This window comes from Undibacterium pigrum, from assembly GCF_003201815.1.
GTDB classification, from domain to species: Bacteria; Pseudomonadota; Gammaproteobacteria; order Burkholderiales; family Burkholderiaceae_D; genus Undibacterium; species Undibacterium pigrum.
This window is the reverse complement of the sequence record NZ_QJKB01000001.1, coordinates 617,432-635,828: the sequence shown is the minus strand read 5'-3', so window position 1 is coordinate 635,828 and position 18,397 is coordinate 617,432. Positions and strand designations below refer to the sequence as shown.

The following is an 18,397-nucleotide window of genomic DNA, read 5'->3' as shown; positions in this document are numbered from 1 at the left end:
AATCAGCGTTTTTATAGTATTTTCCTGAGCGCCTCTCTCAGCTCTGACAATTTTGGTGGTTTGCTCAAGACACAATCCACTTGCGATGGCGAGTCACCATCTTCAACCAGACGCTGCCCCCAACCAGTCAACATGATAATGGGGGTATCTGGCGATAGCTGCTTGATCGAACTGGCGAGCTTGCGACCATCTACATACGGCATACCCAAATCAGTGATGACAACCGCAAATGAATCCCCTTGCTCGTGCGCGGCTTTGAACGAATCTATCCCTGCCTGACCACCATCTGCCGAGATAACGCTGTGACCATCAATTTCCAGTATGTCACGCAGAGATTTAAGTACCATGGGATCATCATCAACCACCAGGATGCGCCTTTGTGTGGGAATAATATCCGGCGCAGGAGAATGCGATACTGAGCTCGCCGTAGTCGGCACCAGGAAACTCATGCGCATGGTCGTGCCTTTGCCAATTTCAGTCAGTATTTCTATGTGCGCACTATGTCTTTCTATCATGCCATAAACCATGGCCAGACCCAAGCCAGTGCCACGTTCCCCTTTGGTTGTAAAAAAAGGTTCAAGGCAACGACGCCGGGTGTCATCAGACATGCCTATACCAGTGTCGCAAACGTCAATGCAAACCTGCTTCAAAATGACTTCTTTTGTTGATTTAAGCAGATCCTGTACCACGCTGGTACGCAATGTCAGGGTGCCACCCTCTGGCATTGCATCTACTGCATTAAAAATCAAATTGGTCAAAGCCTCGCGAATTTCGCCATGCACGCCCATGATATCGGGCAAATCCAGCGCGAATTCAGTCTGAACGCTAATAACGATGCCGCGTTGCTGAGGCATATCACTCCATCTTGCACGTGTCAGGTCGATGACTTGCTGCACCAGGCTATTGACATTGACAGGCGATAGTGTCAACTGAGGTGCGCGCTGGCGGTAAAATTCTCGCATCCTGGCAACGGTAGCCGCCACATCATCTATTGCACGTGAAATGACTTCCAGATAATTGCGGCCCTTGGTACTGAGATTTTTTTCCGTTTCGAGCAAGGACTCGGTATAAAGCGCAACGGGAGAGATTGCGTTATTGATGTCATGTGCAATACCACTCGCCATCTGCCCCAGCGCACGCAAACGTTCCTGCTGCATGATGGATTGCTGAGTCTGGCGCAAATCATCATAAGCTTGCTGTAGTGCAGTATACAGTTGTGCCTGATTGGCAGCGAGGGCGACATGCTCACTTAATTGTCGCAAGAATTCACACTCGCCACTATTAAAACTGTGTGCTTGTCGCTTTGCCACAACCAGCACACCAAAAACGGTGCTTTCCGCGCGCAAAGGGGCCATCACCAGCGCACGCAAACCACCGCTTGCCATTCTTTGCGGGAAAGGAAAATCAATCTTGCTGATATCCGCCTCATATACAAGTTCACCATGGACACAGCGCGACAAACCATTCTCATCAATTGATACCTGGGAATTTTTTGTCATCGACAATTCCTGTGCCAAAGCTTCACTGTGCAGACCGACACTGGTAACCAGCAGCAAATTTGTTTCCTGGTTATACAGGCAGACGCAGCTGAAATCGACAGGTAAATGATCTTCCAGGCTACGGATGACCACCTGAAAAATACTGCGCAAATCCTGTCGCTCTCCTATGGAGCGGGTAATCTGATGCAACAAGTTCAGACGGGCAAGCTGCGCCTGAGCTTTTTTCTCAATCTGCTGGCGCTCAATGATTTCTGCTTGCAGGGCAGCATTGATATCTGCCAGCGAATCGCGTGACACCGTTGTCAGTTTAAGTTTTTCTGTCATGCCATCAAAGGCACGGGCCAAATCCCCTATTTCATCCTGGCTTTGAAAACCCAGTGAGAAATCGAGATTGCCAGCACCAACAATAGCCGTCCCCTCCCGCATTCTTTCCAGCGGGCGACTGACGCTTCTAAGCGTAATATAGATAGTGACGGTCACAACCAGTACGACAATGCCACCGAACAGTATCACTGCATTGAAAGCCCGTTGCTGCGCATTCAAGGCCCCGATACGGCTTTGATCAGACAAACTCAGTGCCTCGGATATCATGGCCTGAGTTTTGTTGGTGATTTGCCCCATCAGGCGAGATTCCAGTTCTTCGAGTATCTCTTCCTTCCCACGCTCGCGTAACAGTTCATGGTGATTGTTGACGAGCAGGGTAAACAATGCCGCTATATTTTCGTTGGCACTTCTCAAATCTGAAATGCTTTCTGTTTCTGCCGGACCAGTAAATTCTTCAGTACTGGCAAGACGTTTGGACAGCGAATTGCTGCGCAATTGCCATTGCGCTCTGGTGCGTTCATCATGGCGCAATGCATATTCCACCGTCAGATAACGTAAGGAAGTCACTGCCTGCAGTAACTCGCCTGCGGCTTCATTTTTTGCAATTTCCCTTTTCATCTGCAAGGTAGTGGACAACAAAATCACCACGATGATGGCAACGATTGCCAAAGAAATTAATTCCGCAAATTTCAGACGAGTTGAAATTTTCACTTTGGAATCTCAATGTATGATGGTCACTGCCGCCGGTTTAATTTTTTCCATGCCATCCAGATAAACATAGTCCAGATAATTAGGTACTTCGGTTTTATTCGTCAGTTTATTCTTGATAGCCCATCTTGCCTGGTCTTCCAACGCCAGCAATAAACCCTGGTCAAGACCAATTTCGAAGCGGTAAGTAGCCCAGGCAGCTTTCTGGTCCTTGGTATTGGATTTTTTGCCCGATTCATGTATGGCCCGGGCAGCATCTGGCATTTCATTACAATACTGACTGCCCTGATCCAGTGCGCGTAGTACTTTGCGTATGGTTTCTGGCTGGCTGGATATGTAGCTGCGCATGCCAACGACATTATATAAACTCTCATAGACATCTTTGCCGTAGAAAGCCACGCCATTGCTACCCAGACGATTCAACATGGTATTCAAAAATGGCTCCCAGGATGCTACAGCATCAACCTCACCACGCTCTATGGCATCGGCAAATTCCTCAGGTTTATAGTTGATCATGGTGACATCCTTGACCGATAATTTTTGACGATTCAAGAAGGCACTCAAGGTAAAGTGGCCTGATGTACTGAGTGTTACGCCAACTCGCTTGCCTTTAAGATTCGCTGGCTCGAGTATGCCCCTGTCCCGACGCCCTATAATGCCGTGGTCTTTTTCATTTTTAAATATAGTGGCGATGACAGAGACTGGCCTTTGGTCCAGGCCTGCAAACATAACGGGAATATCCGCAACTGTCCCCAGGTTTGCATGCCCTTGCAAGACTGCTTCCATCGCTGCTTTGCCTGTGGAATGCGATTGGATCAGAACGACTATCCCTTCTTTAGCGAAATATCCTCTTTCCCTGGCAGTAGTAATCGAACATGTGCCTACATATTCAGTATTGGTAGCGATGATGACTTGTTCCAATGGCGACCCGGAAGGAGTTGCTGAGCGTGTCAGCCCAAGATAAATCAGGCCAGACAAAAGCACTGCTAAAAGAAGGCAAGCAAACCAGACCACAACAGTCTTGAAATTCAATCGCCCGGACTTCACACTCGTCATGCTGATTTCCTCATTTAAGTTGCTCAGTAAGCTCTTTTTAATAGTGGAGATGTGCTACAGCTACGCTGAAACCAAGGTGATTTAACATATGTGTAGTGTGAGGAACTATTCGATTGACAGCATTCCTACCAAAAAGTGTATAAAATAATAACTTTCATTCTAGTTCTTTTAGTAAGCTTAGGCAAGAAATTGCAGTTTTATTATCCATATCGTGTTCTTCATGCCAGGCTGAAACCGATATGGCTGTCAGCTTGTATTGGCGTAAAGTGCGGAAAAGCGACAATATGTCCTCTCTCGAGGGCCCCTGGTTTACATGATACTTTAATGCAGGCAACTTTGCCCTGTCATCAATCACATCCGTATCAAAATGCAGATGGATGTTTTCTCGATGAGACAGATATTGATGGATATTCTCAATTTTGCAGGTGACAATATTCGAGCTTTCCAGCGCCTCCTTTTCTCCGGGATCAAGATCACGGGCATCGGAAAGTACAATGTTTTCCTCGGGATAAGCGGTGAGGCCAATTGTATTTATAAAGGCTCCGACCGAGTCCCGACCACCTTCACGCCGGTCTCGTCTACCTACCATCATACCCAAAGGCATACCCCCAAGGTACTTGCTTATTGTCGTACCCCAGATATGAAAGTCTCCATGCGCATCCAGCCAGACAATCCGGTCTGGCGCTGCCCCAGCCTTTTGTAATCCGGCAAGTACGCCCAAGGCCGAAAAGCAATCGCCAGCAATGCAAACCGGACGGTTTCCAAGTGAAATGCTTTGCTGTACCTTGTCCGCGAGTGATGCATAGATGTGGCCCATCCTGTGCAACTTTTCATTTGCATCACTGATCGAAGTTTCTTTGAATTGCGGGATATCAACTATTTCCCATGGGTGGGTACTGACATCGTTGACGCGCCCCAGTCCATCCCGTCTTTGCCCTGTTAAAAATGGGATGAGCAGATACGTGTTCATAACCAGGTATCGGGATTCATTTCATAAGCCAGTTCGCCCATCATTTTTTTTACATCTACTCTTTCCCCCAGGCGCATCAGACTCTCTTCACGCTTTTGCCAACGCCTTATCCGGGGCGCTTCAGTCGCCATAGTCACTGGAAACGCAGGCAAACCAGGCATTTCGCGCAAACCCAGATAGGAAGTTATTTGTTTGATGACCGCTGCCGGTTTTGATAAAAAATCTTCAAAAGAAACGGACAATGCGCCAACCCCGCTAGCAAAAATAGCCTGATGGGCAGACAACCACTGATTCAGGCAAACTTCTTCCAGACTGGCGTTGGTATAGTCTTTCCAGTTAGGTGGCAAATCAAATTTCCACCAGCGTTTACCAAAGCCAGCGAGATTTGAATAGCCCTTGATGGACAGATTGACGCCAGCATTTTCCATATCGCGTGAAAAGAAAGCAACAGGTGATAACCAGCCATCCATGAGCCCATTAACTGATTGCGCGTAACCTCTGGTCAGATGCAGATACCTGATTTGTGCGTTCGGAAATAATTGTTCATATATCCCCAGCCTATACACGTCTGGAGGTGTTTTAAAGAGCAAAGTCTTTTCTTCCGCATCGCAAGATCTGAATTGCCGCCGGTAATGGCGCGGGAGTACAAACGGAGGCTCCTCTAATTTCATCGATTCATTAAAACAGTGATTTGCCAAAGGATTCTTTTTACCATCATAGTAATCCAGTCGCCAGGTTTGACTTTTGAAAACCTTGGCAAGTATCAGGTCCTGCAACATTGCCTCCCCCTGGATTTGCTGCTCTTTGGCTTGATCGAAAATAGCATCCAGATCCTGCAGAAGTTGCGCATATACGCCAGCCTCAGAAAACAAAGCCGGGAATTGCAGTAGCAAGCGTTTTCTCCATCGATTTTTGAGGTAATCATATTCAGGATTGCCCCCGGCAGGCAAAGTCATATCATCAAAGATATTGTCCAGCAATACATCCCGGTTATTCAGTTGCTTGAAGGCATCGCTGTCTGCATTATTTCCAAAACCATTTCTGCTCAAGGCCAGAAATGGTTCCATCTCGCCATCCAGGGAAGCAATATCGGGATGAACAGACAAAACACTTTTTAACAGGCTGGAACCTGATCTGGGTGCAGTCAGAATGACAGCTACATGTTTGACCTGCGAGGCAATATCTGTGTGCGCTATCTGACGCAGATCATTAACAGTGTCGATGATGTTCATCATTACACCGCTGGCTGTGCACGCCTCATCACGAAGGCATAAAACTTTCTGGTTTCTGCCTTGTCGGCAGCGGCACTTGCCATTGTTCTGACGCTAAATCCAGCAGCTTTGGCCAGAGCCTTAATCTCTGCAATGGCACCAAAATTGGATTGGGCAAAATAAATACGCCCGCCAGGTTTCAAATGCTTGCCCACATCTGCAAAAAACTGGGTGTTCGTTTTGAAATCAGTATCCCACTGCGAACGCGCTACCACATCTGGTGCAGGTTTGTTGCGAAATGGCAGGTTGGCCGTGATCACATCAAACTGCTCATCCTTAAGCGCTTGAAAGAGGTTGGACTTTTTGACAGTCATCAGCTTGTCAAAACCATGCAATTTGGCATTATGTCTGGCGCTTTTAATTGCAGCCGGATTGATATCTACCGCAGTGACTTTGCTGGCGCCACCATAGCAAGCAAAAATGGCGATAACACCAGAACCAGTGCCCACGTCGAGAACGCTATCACCTTTGTTGATTTTAAAACTTTGGACCAATGGCTGGCTGTCCGTGAATGGCCAAAATGTTTCGGGAAATACCAGGAACTCTTTCCCCAGATATTTCACCGTTTTGCCTGTAGGCGGGATTGCCTTAAATGCTTTTTGCCGATTTTTTTGCCAACGATCTATGTGTGCAAGGCCAGGTGCTGATGTTTGTTCCATGGCAGTCCCTTTTTAAAAAGATAACAGAAATACCGACAAAAACACTACTGGACATAGTTCGCAGACAAGTACTGGAGCATTAATTCAATTTTCTATTTGCAGCAAACTCCATCGCCTTATCTATCACGCTGCCAAATTGCTCAATATCGATGGGCTTGGTGATATAAGAAAAAAAACCTGCAACACTTCCTCTTTCAAGGTCGGCAGGCATCGCATTTGCTGTCACTGCTATGACGGGAATGTGTCTGGTTCTAGGGTCATCGTACAAAAACCGGCGAGTCTCTATTCCATCAATACCAGGCAAATTAATATCCATCAAAATAACATCTGGCAAATGCAGGCGTGCTTGCTCTATGCCCAACAAACCGTCAGTTGCAGTCAGCAACACCACGTCAGCGCGCAGACGTATCAACTCGGCGACCAATCTCAAATTAGTAGGATTGTCTTCAACATACAGCAGGGATTTATGCTTTTTAGTCTTTTTCGGTACAGTGGTGTCATAAACCACTTCCCTGGGGCTTGGTGGCCTGCCTCCAGAAGACGTAGTACCGGGGAACTTAACCCAGAAGGTACTGCCCACGCCTACCTGACTGTGTATACCTATACTACCTTGCATTGCCTCCACCAAATGTTTGACCAAAGATAAGCCTATACCAGTCCCCTCTTCATTAAAAACCTCTCTTCCAAGCCGGTTAAAAGGTTGAAAAATGGTTTCCAGTTGCATGGCGCTCAAACCTATGCCTGTGTCTATCACCTGGATACAAACAATATTATCTGCTTCGACATGCGCTGCGACATTCACCTGACCGTTGTCACGGTTGTATTTGATCGCATTCGACAAGAGATTGATCAATACCTGCTTGATGCGAATACGATCTGCATGCACCAGTAAATGTGTATCTTTTTCAAAATGAACACTGATTCCACGTTTTTGCGCCAGTGGCTCTATCATGGTGCTGCATTCTGCGAAAATATCATCTATTGTGATTACCTCGACAGCCAACTTCATCGAGCCAGACTCCACTTTTGCCAGATCAAGAATTTCATTGATCAGCGTCAGCAAGTGACTGCCAGCTTCTTCTATATGCTGAGCAAATTCCTTTTTTTCTTCCAGGCTGGTTTGCAGGTTGGGAGATGCCAGAATTTGAGCAAAGCCCAGTATTGCATTGAGTGGGGTACGCAACTCATGACTCATATTGGAAAGGAAAGTAGATTTCGCGCGATTGGCTATATCGGCTTGCATCCTGGCTTGCTCCAGGTCTTTATTGAGCGCGACCAGTTCTATTGTATGCTCGCGCAACTGGAGTTCAAGCTTGGCATTTGCCATGCGCAATTGACGCGTTTCCATGGCACGCGCCAGTACCGGCAATATAGAAGATATTTTAAAAGGCTTGATAATGTAGTCGAGCGCACCAACTTTCATCGCCTTGACTGCAGAGGCGATACTACCCTCGCCTGTCATTACTATGCATGCGAGATCAGGATCAATATTGCGCGCGGCCTCAACCATGGCAATACCATCGATGCCCGGCATCATCAGATCTGTCAGCAACAAATCAAAGCTGTTGCTACGCAAACAAGCGAGTGCTTCAATGCCATTGGCAAACCCGGTAGTCACATAATTATGGTCACGCAACAGGTCACATAAGGCTTGCAAATGTGCTGTTTCATCGTCAATGATCAAAATGCGTGCCTGCATTTGGGACAATGTCATTTAAACTCCTGGCATTGGCTTACAGCTCAACATCGACACCCTGACCAGCGAACTATCATTCTGGCAAAACCGGTTTCGACAGCGCTTGAAGGCCACCGTTGTTTATTGAGATTACATTACTCTATAAGCATATTAACATTTTTAATAGACAATAATAAAGATTAAACAATAGCTGGGCAAATGCGGGAAATTTGCCAGTGAATAGTAATTACATGGAGAAAAACAGGAAGTAATTCAGGTATCAGCTCTGAGCATGGCTCAGATATGGAAGCTTTGATTGATCAACAATGCCTGAGCGATGCAGCATGATGATGGCTTCCTGCGTATTGCCACCAACGGCATCCTGCAAGGTATATTCATCCAGCGCATTGTAAAACACTGACATGGCGCGATCCAGCACCGACTTGAGCTGACAGTTACCACGCAATACGCAAGGGGGCGTCGCACAATCGATAAGTGCATCCCCGCCCTCCAGTTCCCGGATGATGCTGCCCAGACGATACGTTTTTATATCGCGGGCCAGGGTCATGCCCCCGCCTTTGCCTCTGGTGGTGATAATCCAGTTTTTTTGCGCAAGAAAATGCACTACCTTGACAAGATGATTGCGGGAAATAGAAAATTTGCTGGCAATTTCACTTATTGTGACTGGCTCTTGTCTGTCTTTGTGACTCAGATACATGAGTACGCGCAAACCTAAATCGGTAAAGTGAGTTAATTGCATAAATAATTTTCTGATGTTTCCCTGTAGCTTGCCCATGTTAAACCAATTAATACAGATATGCAGCAAAGCAATGCCACAGGTCTTCTGACCCATGGCTTGGGAATAGTCTGAATAGTCTGATCAGTGAGCAAATCCACCACTACCGAAAGCTTCTTTATGTATGCGTGCTGGTGCAACTCCCAGGTTTTGCAGACTGCTGATTTGCGCCTGCATGAATGAACGCGGCCCACAGACATAATAATCAGCGTCGGGAAGTATGAAGTCACTTGCTACCGCTTGCAAATCCAGTCTGCCCTTCTGATCGTAATCAACTGACGCCCGGTCTTCTGCACGCGGCACTTCATAGTAGGTCAGTGATTTGACTTGCGCATGTTGCTCACTCATTTCCCGCACTTGCTGTTTGAAGGCATGTACGCCTCCGTGACGGCAGGCATGCACAAAGCGAACCTTGCGTGCCGTGTTTTGTTTCAGCAAATGTTCCAGCATAGCCAGCTTGGGTGTTACGCCAACGCCAGCGCTGATCAATACCACAGGCGTGTCCCGGTCTTCATGCAAGACATAGTCACCCATCGGCGGTGCCACATCAAGTATTGCGCCTTCTTGACAATCCCTGTGCAGCACATTGGATACCAGGCCTGCAGGTTTTTCTGCCATTTCTGCTTCACGCTTGACTGAGATGCGCAAATACTCCTGCCCCGGAGCACAAGAAAGGCTGTACTGGCGTGGTTGCATCATGCCCAGTTCTGGCACAAAGACTTTGACCGAGATGTACTGGCCAGGTTTGTAATCCGGTACTGAGCCGCCATCCGCAGGTCGTAAATAAAAAGAAGTGATCTCTTCGCTTTCAATGACTTTTTTGCTGATGACGAAACTGCGCCATCCTGTCCAGCCGCCGGGTGTCATGGCTGCTTTTGCATAAATTGCCGCTTCCTGCGCAATCAGAACGTCTGCCAGTTGCCCATATGCTGCAGCCCAGGCTGCCAACAGCTCATCGCTGGCAGCATCTCCCAATACTTCCTTGATCGATGCCAGCAAATGCATACCTACAATTGGATAATGTTCAGCCCTGATACCTACACTTACATGCTTATTGGCAACCAGGGTCAATACGGGCATCAGCACTATGGGGTTATCTATATGCTCCGCATATGCCAGTACTGCCATTGCGAGTGCTTGTTGCTGACTGCCCGCTTGCTGATTACCCTGATTGAAAACAGGCTTCAATTCGGGATTATGTGCAAACATGCGTGCATAAAAATGACGCGTCAATGTAACGCCATGTTCTTTCAATACAGGGACTGTGGCTTTAACTAGATTTCTTGTATGAAGGTCTAACATATTCAATTCTATAGATATATATAAAATACATGTTTAAAGTTAAATTAATGGCTAATCAGCTTTAAACAAACCGGGGAGTTCATTGCGATATGCAGCATCATAAAGCTTATAACATGTATTGTAAATACATTTTTAAATCAAGGCATAAGATTGAGAATCTGTTCACGAATGACTCGTATGAAAAAGCATGGATCCCGCAAAGTGCCGCAGGACTCATGCTTTGCTACTTACAACATTTTTACAACAAACGACTGTGTCTGGGTAACTTTGCTGACAGATATTCCAGTTGATCGGCAATCACATTCCTGCCGCTCAAAATGAAATGCTCAAAACGGCAAGGTGCATATGGCACATAAATCAAAGGCTTGAAATCATGTACGAACTTGTTACCCTTCGCATGGTTACAATCTTTGCAGGCAGTCACGCAGTTTTCCCAGACATCTTTCCCGCCACGAGAACTGGGCAGAATATGGTCACGTGACAGTTCCTGATAAGGAAAGGTCTCACCACAATAGGCACAGATATGCCTGTCCCTGGCATATAGCAGGCGGTTGCCATCACCCAATGGAATCTGATGACGACTATTCCTCGACATGCGTTCACTATTACGTATGGAGATGATGGGTTTGATCAAAATTTTTGACTGTTCACCATCCTTGTTATAGCCACCGCGCAGCATGAAGACCTGGTCACCAATATCCCATGCCACTTTTTTTGCGGCGTACTGAGTCGCAGCATCATTCTGACTTATCCAGTCATAAGGTACTCCTGCTATATCCAAAACCAATATTTGTTGCATACATCACCTGTTTATATGGGATGTTTTTCCAATTTGGGAAGAAGGACTGATAAAACTCACTGAACCTGTCACCGCTATGATGACCTGCTCTTTCATTGTAGGCACGAATTGCTGATGCTGTAAGGCATGATTGCTTAAATTCGTCCAATTCGCATGAATGGAATTTGAATTACATGCTTGTGTAGGTGCATAGTTGCGTCTAGCGACGCTTTTTCCATGAGTATTCAGGCCCTGGATCTGCAACACCTGCATGACCCACCGAATCTGGGTTTTCACTGGACATGGTGATATGGCGAATTGCTGCACCCTGTCGTTGCTCTGTTCGTAGAGATTCGGTGAACTGCAATGCATCCACCATGCGGTCATTGGCAAACTCTCTGGAGCATGCCTGCTCTTGTCCATCAATCGAGATGGACCAATAAATCATAAACATAGTTCTATTTTTCTTGTTTTTATAGGATGACAAATTACATGCGTCAATCTGACATGGATATTTTTCCCGATAACTTACCCATATTCAAAGTATAGGCTTCATCACAAAATGAAACGCAACAGCATGTTAAAAATAACCTGATCTCAAGTCATTTTTAACATGCTGTGAATATCAAAGGATATTCACAGCACATCCCTTACCACTGCATGCTATGAGCACGAGTGTCAAGGTCTATCAATACATCTTCCCGAATTGTTAAAGAATCCCGTGTTATCCGGCGTTTTCCGGCACGACCGCCAAACGGCGGGTTTTACTACTGGGCTTGTAAAACGCATCTTTCCAAGCATGAATTTTAAAAACCATAAAAGGCAAAAAGCCCGGAGCTTTGCAGGCATCCGGGCTTTTCAGCTCTCGATTCAGTAAGCAGCCTCTTGTCTGCTTCTCTGATTTCAAGGGTTAGCACCCCGAATGTCCATCATGATTGTCCTGTGAAATGCCAGCTCCCAGCCACCATCCTGATCCTGGTCGCAAAAATCTGCCGCTGTCGTACTCGCCGTCAGGGGTGCAGAAATTGACTCCATTGATTCTGCAGAAAAACCATCAGCTACGGCGCCAATCGGCTCATTCACTTCACTTACCTCCATCCACTTGCCGAGCAAACGCCCTGCCCGCGCCGCGAGGCTCAAGCTTGTTTGATTCAGCGGTTGATAAGTGGTCTGGATGTTCATATATTTGCTACTTTGAAAATCTTCTTTATTTTTCACCATGCCATCTTGTCATAACTTTCTGCAATTAACAAGTCTTTATAAGAATAAATTCTTCATTTAAAGAGGAAATTGTATTGTGTGTAGCGTTTTCTCTAGATTTCTGACGAGAATTGCACCAATAAATGATGCGCCAATCTCCTGAGCTCATCCTGCAATTTTGCAGGTTTGCGAATTTCAAAATCAAAAGGCAGGGATGCCAGCTGTCTTGCAAACCAGCTCAAATCTTCTGACTGGTTGTATAGCAGCACTCCTTCGTTCGTTTGCTCCAGCACGGCAATGGCATCAGACAGATATTTGCGCGCGCTTTGCAAATCTGTTTTCAACAACACTTCCACACTGTAGTTTCGTGGAATGGTCGCCACTGTGCTGCGCAAATAACCGAGTGCGCTAAAATTGACGGGAGCGTCAAAGTCGTGCTTAAGCAAGTCAATATGTCCTAGCCTGTCCAGCCTGAAGCTGCGTATATCTTGTCGCAAATGACAAAAACCGACGAAATACCAGCAGGCGGCATGGAATGCCATTCCGTAAACATCGACCGCCCTCTCGCTTTCCACCTCATTTGCTCCACGATATCGAAACTGGACGGTTTGCTTATGAGCGATGGCATGGCTTAGCATCGCCAACATTTCCTTGTCAGCCGGAATGGCTGCTGACTGGAGATTGAACTCTATCGCCACATCTGCTGCCAACAGTCTTTGCCTGATTTTTTCAGGCAAGATTCTTTGCAGTTTTGACTGTGCACTCTCTATGGAAGATGCAACATCCAGCAACTTCATCTGGCGCGCGGCAGACAGTGCGATGAAGATAGCAAATCCTTCCTCTTCATTAAACATCATGGGTGGCAACTTAAAACCAGGCATGATGGAATAGCCACCGTGACGTCCCCGGGAAGTCATGATGGGTATGCCCATTTCTTCTAGTGTGACGATATAGCGACGCAGGCTGCGCCGGTCAATATCCAGCATCTGCGCCAGGTCACCACCACTAAGCTGCCCGTGGTTTTGCAAGAGCTCCAGCAAAGCCAGTACACGTGTGGTTGGATGATAACTGTGAGACATAGGCCAAGTTTACACATTTAATAGGATAAATTATGCCCTATATATTCAGTATTCTCACCGACATTGCTTCAACCGGAGCAAATCTATTCAGGAGAAAACATGAATTCAGCAAACAATTCGATAAACAACGCGACCCACTTCTCCGGCGTCGGTGATTTTGATTTTTTTATCGGTAACTGGCAGGTAAAGCATCGTCGCCTGAAGGAAAGGCTTGCCAATTGTGATGAATGGCTGGAGTTTAGTGGCCACACATCCGTCATTAGTATTCTGGGCGGCGCAGGCAATATGGATGACAACCTGCTGGACATGCCAGGTGGAACCTATCGCGCAGCCACTTTGCGCTCATATGATGCGGACAAAGGCATATGGTCAATCTGGTGGCTGGATGGCCGCTACCCCACGCATCTGGACGTACCTATGCAAGGCCGGTTTGAGAATGGCACTGGTGAGTTTTATGCTGATGACACCTTCGCTGGCCAGGCGATACGTGTGCGTTTTTTGTGGAGCATACCAAGCGCAGATCAACCACGCTGGGAGCAGGCTTTCTCAGTTGATGGCGGCATCACATGGGAAACCAATTGGGTCATGGATTTTCGAAGAAAATAACAGGCACTCAAATCTGCTATCGCTATATAGCTATTCAGCACTATAGCTTGACGACAGAGTTATCGGACGTGGGCGGGAGAATTTTTGCTCTATAACCTCTTCCCCCCATTGCCTGCCAGTCAGCTCTTCAATCAGAGCAAAACCTGCATCCTCATACAGACGTCGTGCGGCATCCAGCCCGTTAAACGTCCACAATTGAATTTCACTGAATTGCTGCTCATCACAGAATGACACCGCCTCTTTAAGCAAGCGCCTGCCCATACCGCTGCCCCGCAATCCGTCATCAACAATAAACCAGCGCAGGTGGGCAATATTGCTGCCCAGATCTTCACCGTCGATTGCAATAGTCGCGACAATCTTCCCATCCTTGATTGCATACCAAATTTGATTGCGCGGAGCATCCAGACGCCCCATAAAATCTGCCATGCCACTTGCCACTTTGGCTTCAAAGAAATGTCCAAATCCGGCATTGCGGGAATAATAGTGTGCATGCATTTCTATAGTACGTCCAAGTACACCCGGGCAATAACCGCATTGAATACTTAGGTCATTAAATACGGTAGAAACAGGAAGAGACACATTCTTGCGAACAGTTGCCAGGGCTTCTGCATACAGGCCCAGGCCCTCTTTTACTGTTCCATGCGTTGACGAGGGAATGTTTTCCAGAGCACGACAGACTTGTATCCGGGCAAACTGATTTATGGCCGCCAGGGTTTGCTTGCCTTTTACTGTCAGCGCAAGCTGCTTCTCCCGTGCATCTTGTTGACTGCTGGTTTCCATTGCCTCACCGGCCTCTATCAGCTTGCGCACCATCCGGCTGACACTGGACTTCTCAAGTTGCAAAACCTCACAAAGTGCGCTGGCACTGTGTATTCCATGGTCACCAATCTCGATTAATGCATGTACTGCGGAGGCAGGAAGTCTGGTGCCAGCCAATGTCGGCTTCATGAAGCCAAGTTCACGTACCAGTCTGCGAGATGCATCGCGAATTGCTTCAACAGGCAATGCAGATGTCGAGTTATGCATGATCAATAAGAATATAGTTGTACATTGCAACTATATTCTTTACAACAGCATTTACGCAAGCACTGATTTGGGCACTGGCATCTTGAGGGAAATTAACAAAAAAATAAATTTGTTACTTAAAGAAAAATAATTGAATTTAAGTATGAGTAAGCGCAAAGCAGCCCCTTTCAGCCACCTATTGCGATTGAAACATAATCGCTATTGATATATATTCTCATTATCATTTAGAGTTACATATTTTTCTTGCCACGGGAATTTAGCAATGAGCAGTTTGCCATTACAGCAAGCAATTTCTACCACATTGAATCTGATGAAAGTCGGTGATTCTGGTGTCGTTGAAGATGTGCAGGAACAAGGCGATGCAAAGGATGAAAGCCTGTTCAATATTACCCGTCGTCTGAAAGAATTAGGTTTTGTCAAAGGCGAATCCGTAAAGATATTGCACAAAGGTTATTTTGGTGGAGAACCACTGGCTGTCCGGATTGGGCAGTCAACCTTTGCATTACGAAATTTTGAAGCAGCCCTGATTGGGGTCACTCCCGGCCATGCTCCCATTAGCGTTACTCACTCAGGAAAAGTAGGAACATAGTGAAAGAATTGTTTTCTCCGCTCATTGCTCTTGTCGGTAACCCTAACTGCGGAAAAACTGCACTCTTCAATCGATTGACGGGTGCGCGGCAAAAAGTAGCAAACTATGCAGGTGTCACAATAGAACGAAAAGAAGGTAAATTTCGCTCTGACACTGGACGTCAATGGCAAGTACTGGATTTGCCTGGCACCTATAGCCTGCATGCCATCACTCCCGATGAAAAAATTACCCAGGAAGTAGTCACTGGCAAGCGCCCGGATGAAACCATGCCTGATGCCGTGGTCTGCGTAGTGGACGCCACCAATTTGAAGCGCGGCCTGCGGGTAGTCTTTGAATTATTGGCACTTGGTCAGCCTTTGATACTGGCAGTAAACATGATGGATATCGCTAAAAAGCGCCATATCCATATTGACATTGCCGCGCTAAGTAGCGCGCTGAAAATCCCTGTCGTTGAAACAATTGCCGTTGACCCCAAAGGGGTTGATGCCTTATTGAGCGAACTGGAAAACCTGGCGCAAACGCTAAAACCTAATGGCAACGTCACGCCTCATGCACTGTCACAACAGAGTCCTGAAAGTCTGCAACAACAAGCCAATGCAGTGCTGGCGGCTTGCGTTACCCAGCATTCTGACGCTGCCAGCGACAGGGCTACCAGCTTGAGTTATCGTATGGATAGCTGGATTTTGCATCCTGCGATTGGCCCTGTCATTTTCGCTACCCTGATGTTTCTGGTATTCCAGGCTGTGTTTGCCTGGGCGCAGGCACCGATGGAATTGATCAAGTCCACGATGGAGGCCTTTGGTACCATGGTCGAATCTTCACTTGATCCCGGCGCCTTGCAAGGTTTGCTGGTCAAAGGCGTGATAGGTGGCGCCGGTAGCGTGCTGGTATTTTTGCCGCAGATTGTGATCCTGTTCTTCTTCATTCTGGTGATGGAAGACTCTGGCTATTTGCCGCGCGCTGCCTTTTTGCTGGACAGAGTCATGGGCAAAGTCGGACTTTCTGGCCGCGCATTTATCCCCTTGTTGTCCAGTTTTGCCTGCGCCATCCCCGGCATCATGGCCACCAGGACCATACAAAATCCGCGCGATCGTCTGGTGACAATCATGATTGCACCTTTGATGACCTGCTCTGCACGTCTGCCTGTATACGCACTCATCATCGCTGCCTTCATCCCCGATCAATCCGTGCTCGGCATATTGAATTTACAGGGACTGGTATTGTTCCTGCTCTATCTGGGTGGCATCGTATCTGCCATGCTGGTTGCTTATTTCTTTAAAAAGAAATGGGGTAGCGAAGTACATCAACAGGCTTTAATGCTGGAGTTGCCGGACTATCGCTGGCCAAATCTGCGCAACCTGTTTTTGGGCCTGTGGGAAAGAATCAAGATTTTCATCAGTCGCGTAGGCACCATTATTTTGTCGTTGATGATATTGCTATGGTTCCTCAGCAGTTTTCCAGGCGCGCCTGAGAATGCAAGCCAGCCCCCCATTTATTACAGCATTGCCGGTTATCTGGGCAGGATGCTGGAAGTGATTTTTGCCCCCATAGGTTTCAACTGGCAAATCTGCATTGCCCTGGTACCAGGACTGGCTGCCCGTGAAGTTGCCGTTGCAGCCCTGGGGACGGTATATGCACTGTCACAGTCTGGCGAAGAACTCAATAGCGCCCTGGAGCCGCTGATTGCGCACTCCTGGAGCATACCAACTGCCCTGTCCCTGTTGGCCTGGTATGTCTTTGCACCGCAATGCGTAGCAACCCTGAGCGTCGTTAAGCGAGAAACCAATACCTGGCGCTACCCGACCATCATGGCAGCCTATTTATTTGCACTGGCATATTGTGCCTCTTTCCTGACTTACCATATTTCCAGTTATTTCCTTGGGAGATAAGACATGCAAAACCTGATCGCAGTTTTGTTACTAAGCCTGGCCTCAGCTTATCTATTATTGAAATGGATACCTGCAGCGGCAAGGGAAAAGATCAGGATATTTGTTCTCGCTCACTTTCCTGCACTTACCCCCTTGCTGTCCAAAGTAATCAAACAAACAGCGGGCTGTGGATCTGGTTGCAGCAGTTGTTCATCTTCGTCGAATGACACCTGCACATCTACTTCCGAATTAAAACCTGTAAAACTGGTACGCAACGCAGCCAATCACGGATAAGAGCCAGCATATACCTGCATTTCATTGGCAGTCAGGCGGAATTGCTGTATCCTCAAAAAAACAGAAACAATTTCTGACATATAGAGACAAGCAAAGGCCGTAGCTGGATATGAATGCAAGCGTCTACGACAAAACCGAAAAAGGTCGCGAAGAAATTACTACCAGAAAGTATCAACTGGCATCCAGATTGCGTACTTTACTGGTCATGATAGATGGCAAACAAACTGCCGCAGAGATCATGAAAAAAGTGGCCGCTCTGGGTTTAACAGAACAAAATCTGCAAGAGCTTCTGGAGCAGGAATTCATTATTGAAATTGCTGCTCAAGCCGACATCGACCTGGACATCACAGAATCAAGTACGCCCGCGAACAGCAGTGAACCCGGCCTGATTGCTGCAGCAAAATCCCCAGAACCTGAAATACCAGCAATGACAGATGCCGAACGCTTTCAGGCACTCTACAACTTCTACAATGAGACCATCAAGAGTGCCATAGGCTTGCGTGGCTACGGGCTACAACTCAAAGTGGAACGCGCCGGAAATATTGATGATTTTCGCGCCCTGCGCCAGGCCTATGTTGAAGCAGTACAAAAAGCCAAGGGGCCAGAAATGGCACGCAGCCTGAGCGACAGACTTGATTTGTTATTGGGCAAATAGTTGAGGAGCAGTTGCGTAATAGTTGAGTAATCGTTAAATAAG

General features: G+C 47.0%; 18 protein-coding genes. 5 read left to right on the top strand and 13 right to left on the bottom strand.

Annotation, left to right across the window (positions count from 1 at the left end; translation table 11 throughout):
• Positions 1-11 precede the first annotated feature (11 nt).
• From DFR42_RS02855 to DFR42_RS02800, 12 genes are all read right to left on the bottom strand, one after another.
• Complete coding sequence (locus DFR42_RS02855; protein ID WP_170133398.1) at positions 12-2,534, bottom strand: response regulator; 2,523 nt, start codon at positions 2,532-2,534, stop codon at positions 12-14.
• A gap of 9 nt (positions 2,535-2,543) precedes the next feature.
• Positions 2,544-3,587, bottom strand: coding sequence for an ABC transporter substrate-binding protein (locus tag DFR42_RS02850; protein WP_110253424.1), 1,044 nt, complete (start codon positions 3,585-3,587; stop codon positions 2,544-2,546).
• A 154-nt stretch (positions 3,588-3,741) separates the two neighbouring features.
• Entirely contained in the window at positions 3,742-4,557 is an 816-nt protein-coding gene (locus DFR42_RS02845; RefSeq protein WP_110253423.1) for an arginase family protein, read from the bottom strand.
• Positions 4,554-5,789: a sulfotransferase gene (locus DFR42_RS02840; RefSeq protein WP_245936807.1), complete on the bottom strand. Its 1,236-nt coding sequence runs from the start codon at positions 5,787-5,789 to the stop codon at positions 4,554-4,556. Before DFR42_RS02840 ends, DFR42_RS02845 begins: the two co-directional genes overlap by 4 nt.
• Positions 5,790-5,791: 2 nt before the next feature.
• Positions 5,792-6,487 (bottom strand): methyltransferase, encoded by a 696-nt coding sequence (locus tag DFR42_RS02835; RefSeq protein WP_110253421.1) that lies wholly within the window; start codon positions 6,485-6,487, stop codon positions 5,792-5,794.
• Positions 6,488-6,566: 79 nt separating this feature from the next.
• The gene (locus DFR42_RS02830) at positions 6,567-8,201 is read right to left on the bottom strand and encodes a response regulator (RefSeq protein WP_245936806.1); all 1,635 of its coding nucleotides are present in this window, start codon (positions 8,199-8,201) and stop codon (positions 6,567-6,569) included.
• Between the two features lie 241 nt (positions 8,202-8,442).
• Positions 8,443-8,922, bottom strand: a complete 480-nt coding sequence (locus DFR42_RS02825) for an RrF2 family transcriptional regulator (RefSeq protein ID WP_110254205.1) — start codon at positions 8,920-8,922, stop codon at positions 8,443-8,445.
• Positions 8,923-9,042: 120 nt separating this feature from the next.
• Positions 9,043-10,260 carry an NO-inducible flavohemoprotein gene (gene hmpA, locus DFR42_RS02820; protein WP_110253420.1) on the bottom strand — a complete coding sequence of 406 codons (1,218 nt, stop codon included), beginning with the start codon at positions 10,258-10,260 and terminating at the stop codon, positions 9,043-9,045.
• A gap of 238 nt (positions 10,261-10,498) precedes the next feature.
• Positions 10,499-11,059, bottom strand: coding sequence for an HNH endonuclease (locus DFR42_RS02815; protein WP_110253419.1), 561 nt, complete (start codon positions 11,057-11,059; stop codon positions 10,499-10,501).
• A 199-nt stretch (positions 11,060-11,258) separates the two neighbouring features.
• Positions 11,259-11,492, bottom strand: a complete 234-nt coding sequence (locus tag DFR42_RS02810) for a hypothetical protein (RefSeq protein ID WP_110253418.1) — start codon at positions 11,490-11,492, stop codon at positions 11,259-11,261.
• Between the two features lie 449 nt (positions 11,493-11,941).
• Positions 11,942-12,259, bottom strand: coding sequence for a hypothetical protein (locus DFR42_RS02805; protein ID WP_110253417.1), 318 nt, complete (start codon positions 12,257-12,259; stop codon positions 11,942-11,944).
• Between the two features lie 92 nt (positions 12,260-12,351).
• Positions 12,352-13,317, bottom strand: coding sequence for a helix-turn-helix transcriptional regulator (locus tag DFR42_RS02800; protein ID WP_110253416.1), 966 nt, complete (start codon positions 13,315-13,317; stop codon positions 12,352-12,354).
• A gap of 99 nt (positions 13,318-13,416) precedes the next feature.
• Here DFR42_RS02800 and DFR42_RS02795 point away from each other — a divergent pair, with 99 nt between their 5' ends.
• Positions 13,417-13,923: a DUF1579 domain-containing protein gene (locus tag DFR42_RS02795; protein WP_110253415.1), complete on the top strand. Its 507-nt coding sequence runs from the start codon at positions 13,417-13,419 to the stop codon at positions 13,921-13,923.
• Positions 13,924-13,953: 30 nt separating this feature from the next.
• Here DFR42_RS02795 and DFR42_RS02790 read toward each other — a convergent pair whose 3' ends face one another.
• Positions 13,954-14,949, bottom strand: coding sequence for a bifunctional helix-turn-helix transcriptional regulator/GNAT family N-acetyltransferase (locus DFR42_RS02790; RefSeq protein WP_110253414.1), 996 nt, complete (start codon positions 14,947-14,949; stop codon positions 13,954-13,956).
• 262 nt (positions 14,950-15,211) lie between these two features.
• Here DFR42_RS02790 and DFR42_RS02785 point away from each other — a divergent pair, with 262 nt between their 5' ends.
• The 4 genes from DFR42_RS02785 (at position 15,212) to DFR42_RS02775 (ending at position 18,355) form a co-directional block, all read left to right on the top strand.
• Complete coding sequence (locus tag DFR42_RS02785; RefSeq protein ID WP_110253413.1) at positions 15,212-15,538, top strand: FeoA family protein; 327 nt, start codon at positions 15,212-15,214, stop codon at positions 15,536-15,538.
• Positions 15,538-17,427 (top strand): ferrous iron transporter B, encoded by a 1,890-nt coding sequence (feoB, locus tag DFR42_RS02780; protein WP_245936805.1) that lies wholly within the window; start codon positions 15,538-15,540, stop codon positions 17,425-17,427. The genes DFR42_RS02785 and feoB overlap by 1 nt, the downstream gene beginning before the upstream one ends.
• Before the next feature lie 3 nt (positions 17,428-17,430).
• Positions 17,431-17,700, top strand: coding sequence for a hypothetical protein (locus tag DFR42_RS29090; RefSeq protein ID WP_170133397.1), 270 nt, complete (start codon positions 17,431-17,433; stop codon positions 17,698-17,700).
• 109 nt (positions 17,701-17,809) lie between these two features.
• Positions 17,810-18,355 carry a hypothetical protein gene (locus DFR42_RS02775; RefSeq protein ID WP_110253412.1) on the top strand — a complete coding sequence of 182 codons (546 nt, stop codon included), beginning with the start codon at positions 17,810-17,812 and terminating at the stop codon, positions 18,353-18,355.
• Positions 18,356-18,397 lie beyond the last annotated feature (42 nt).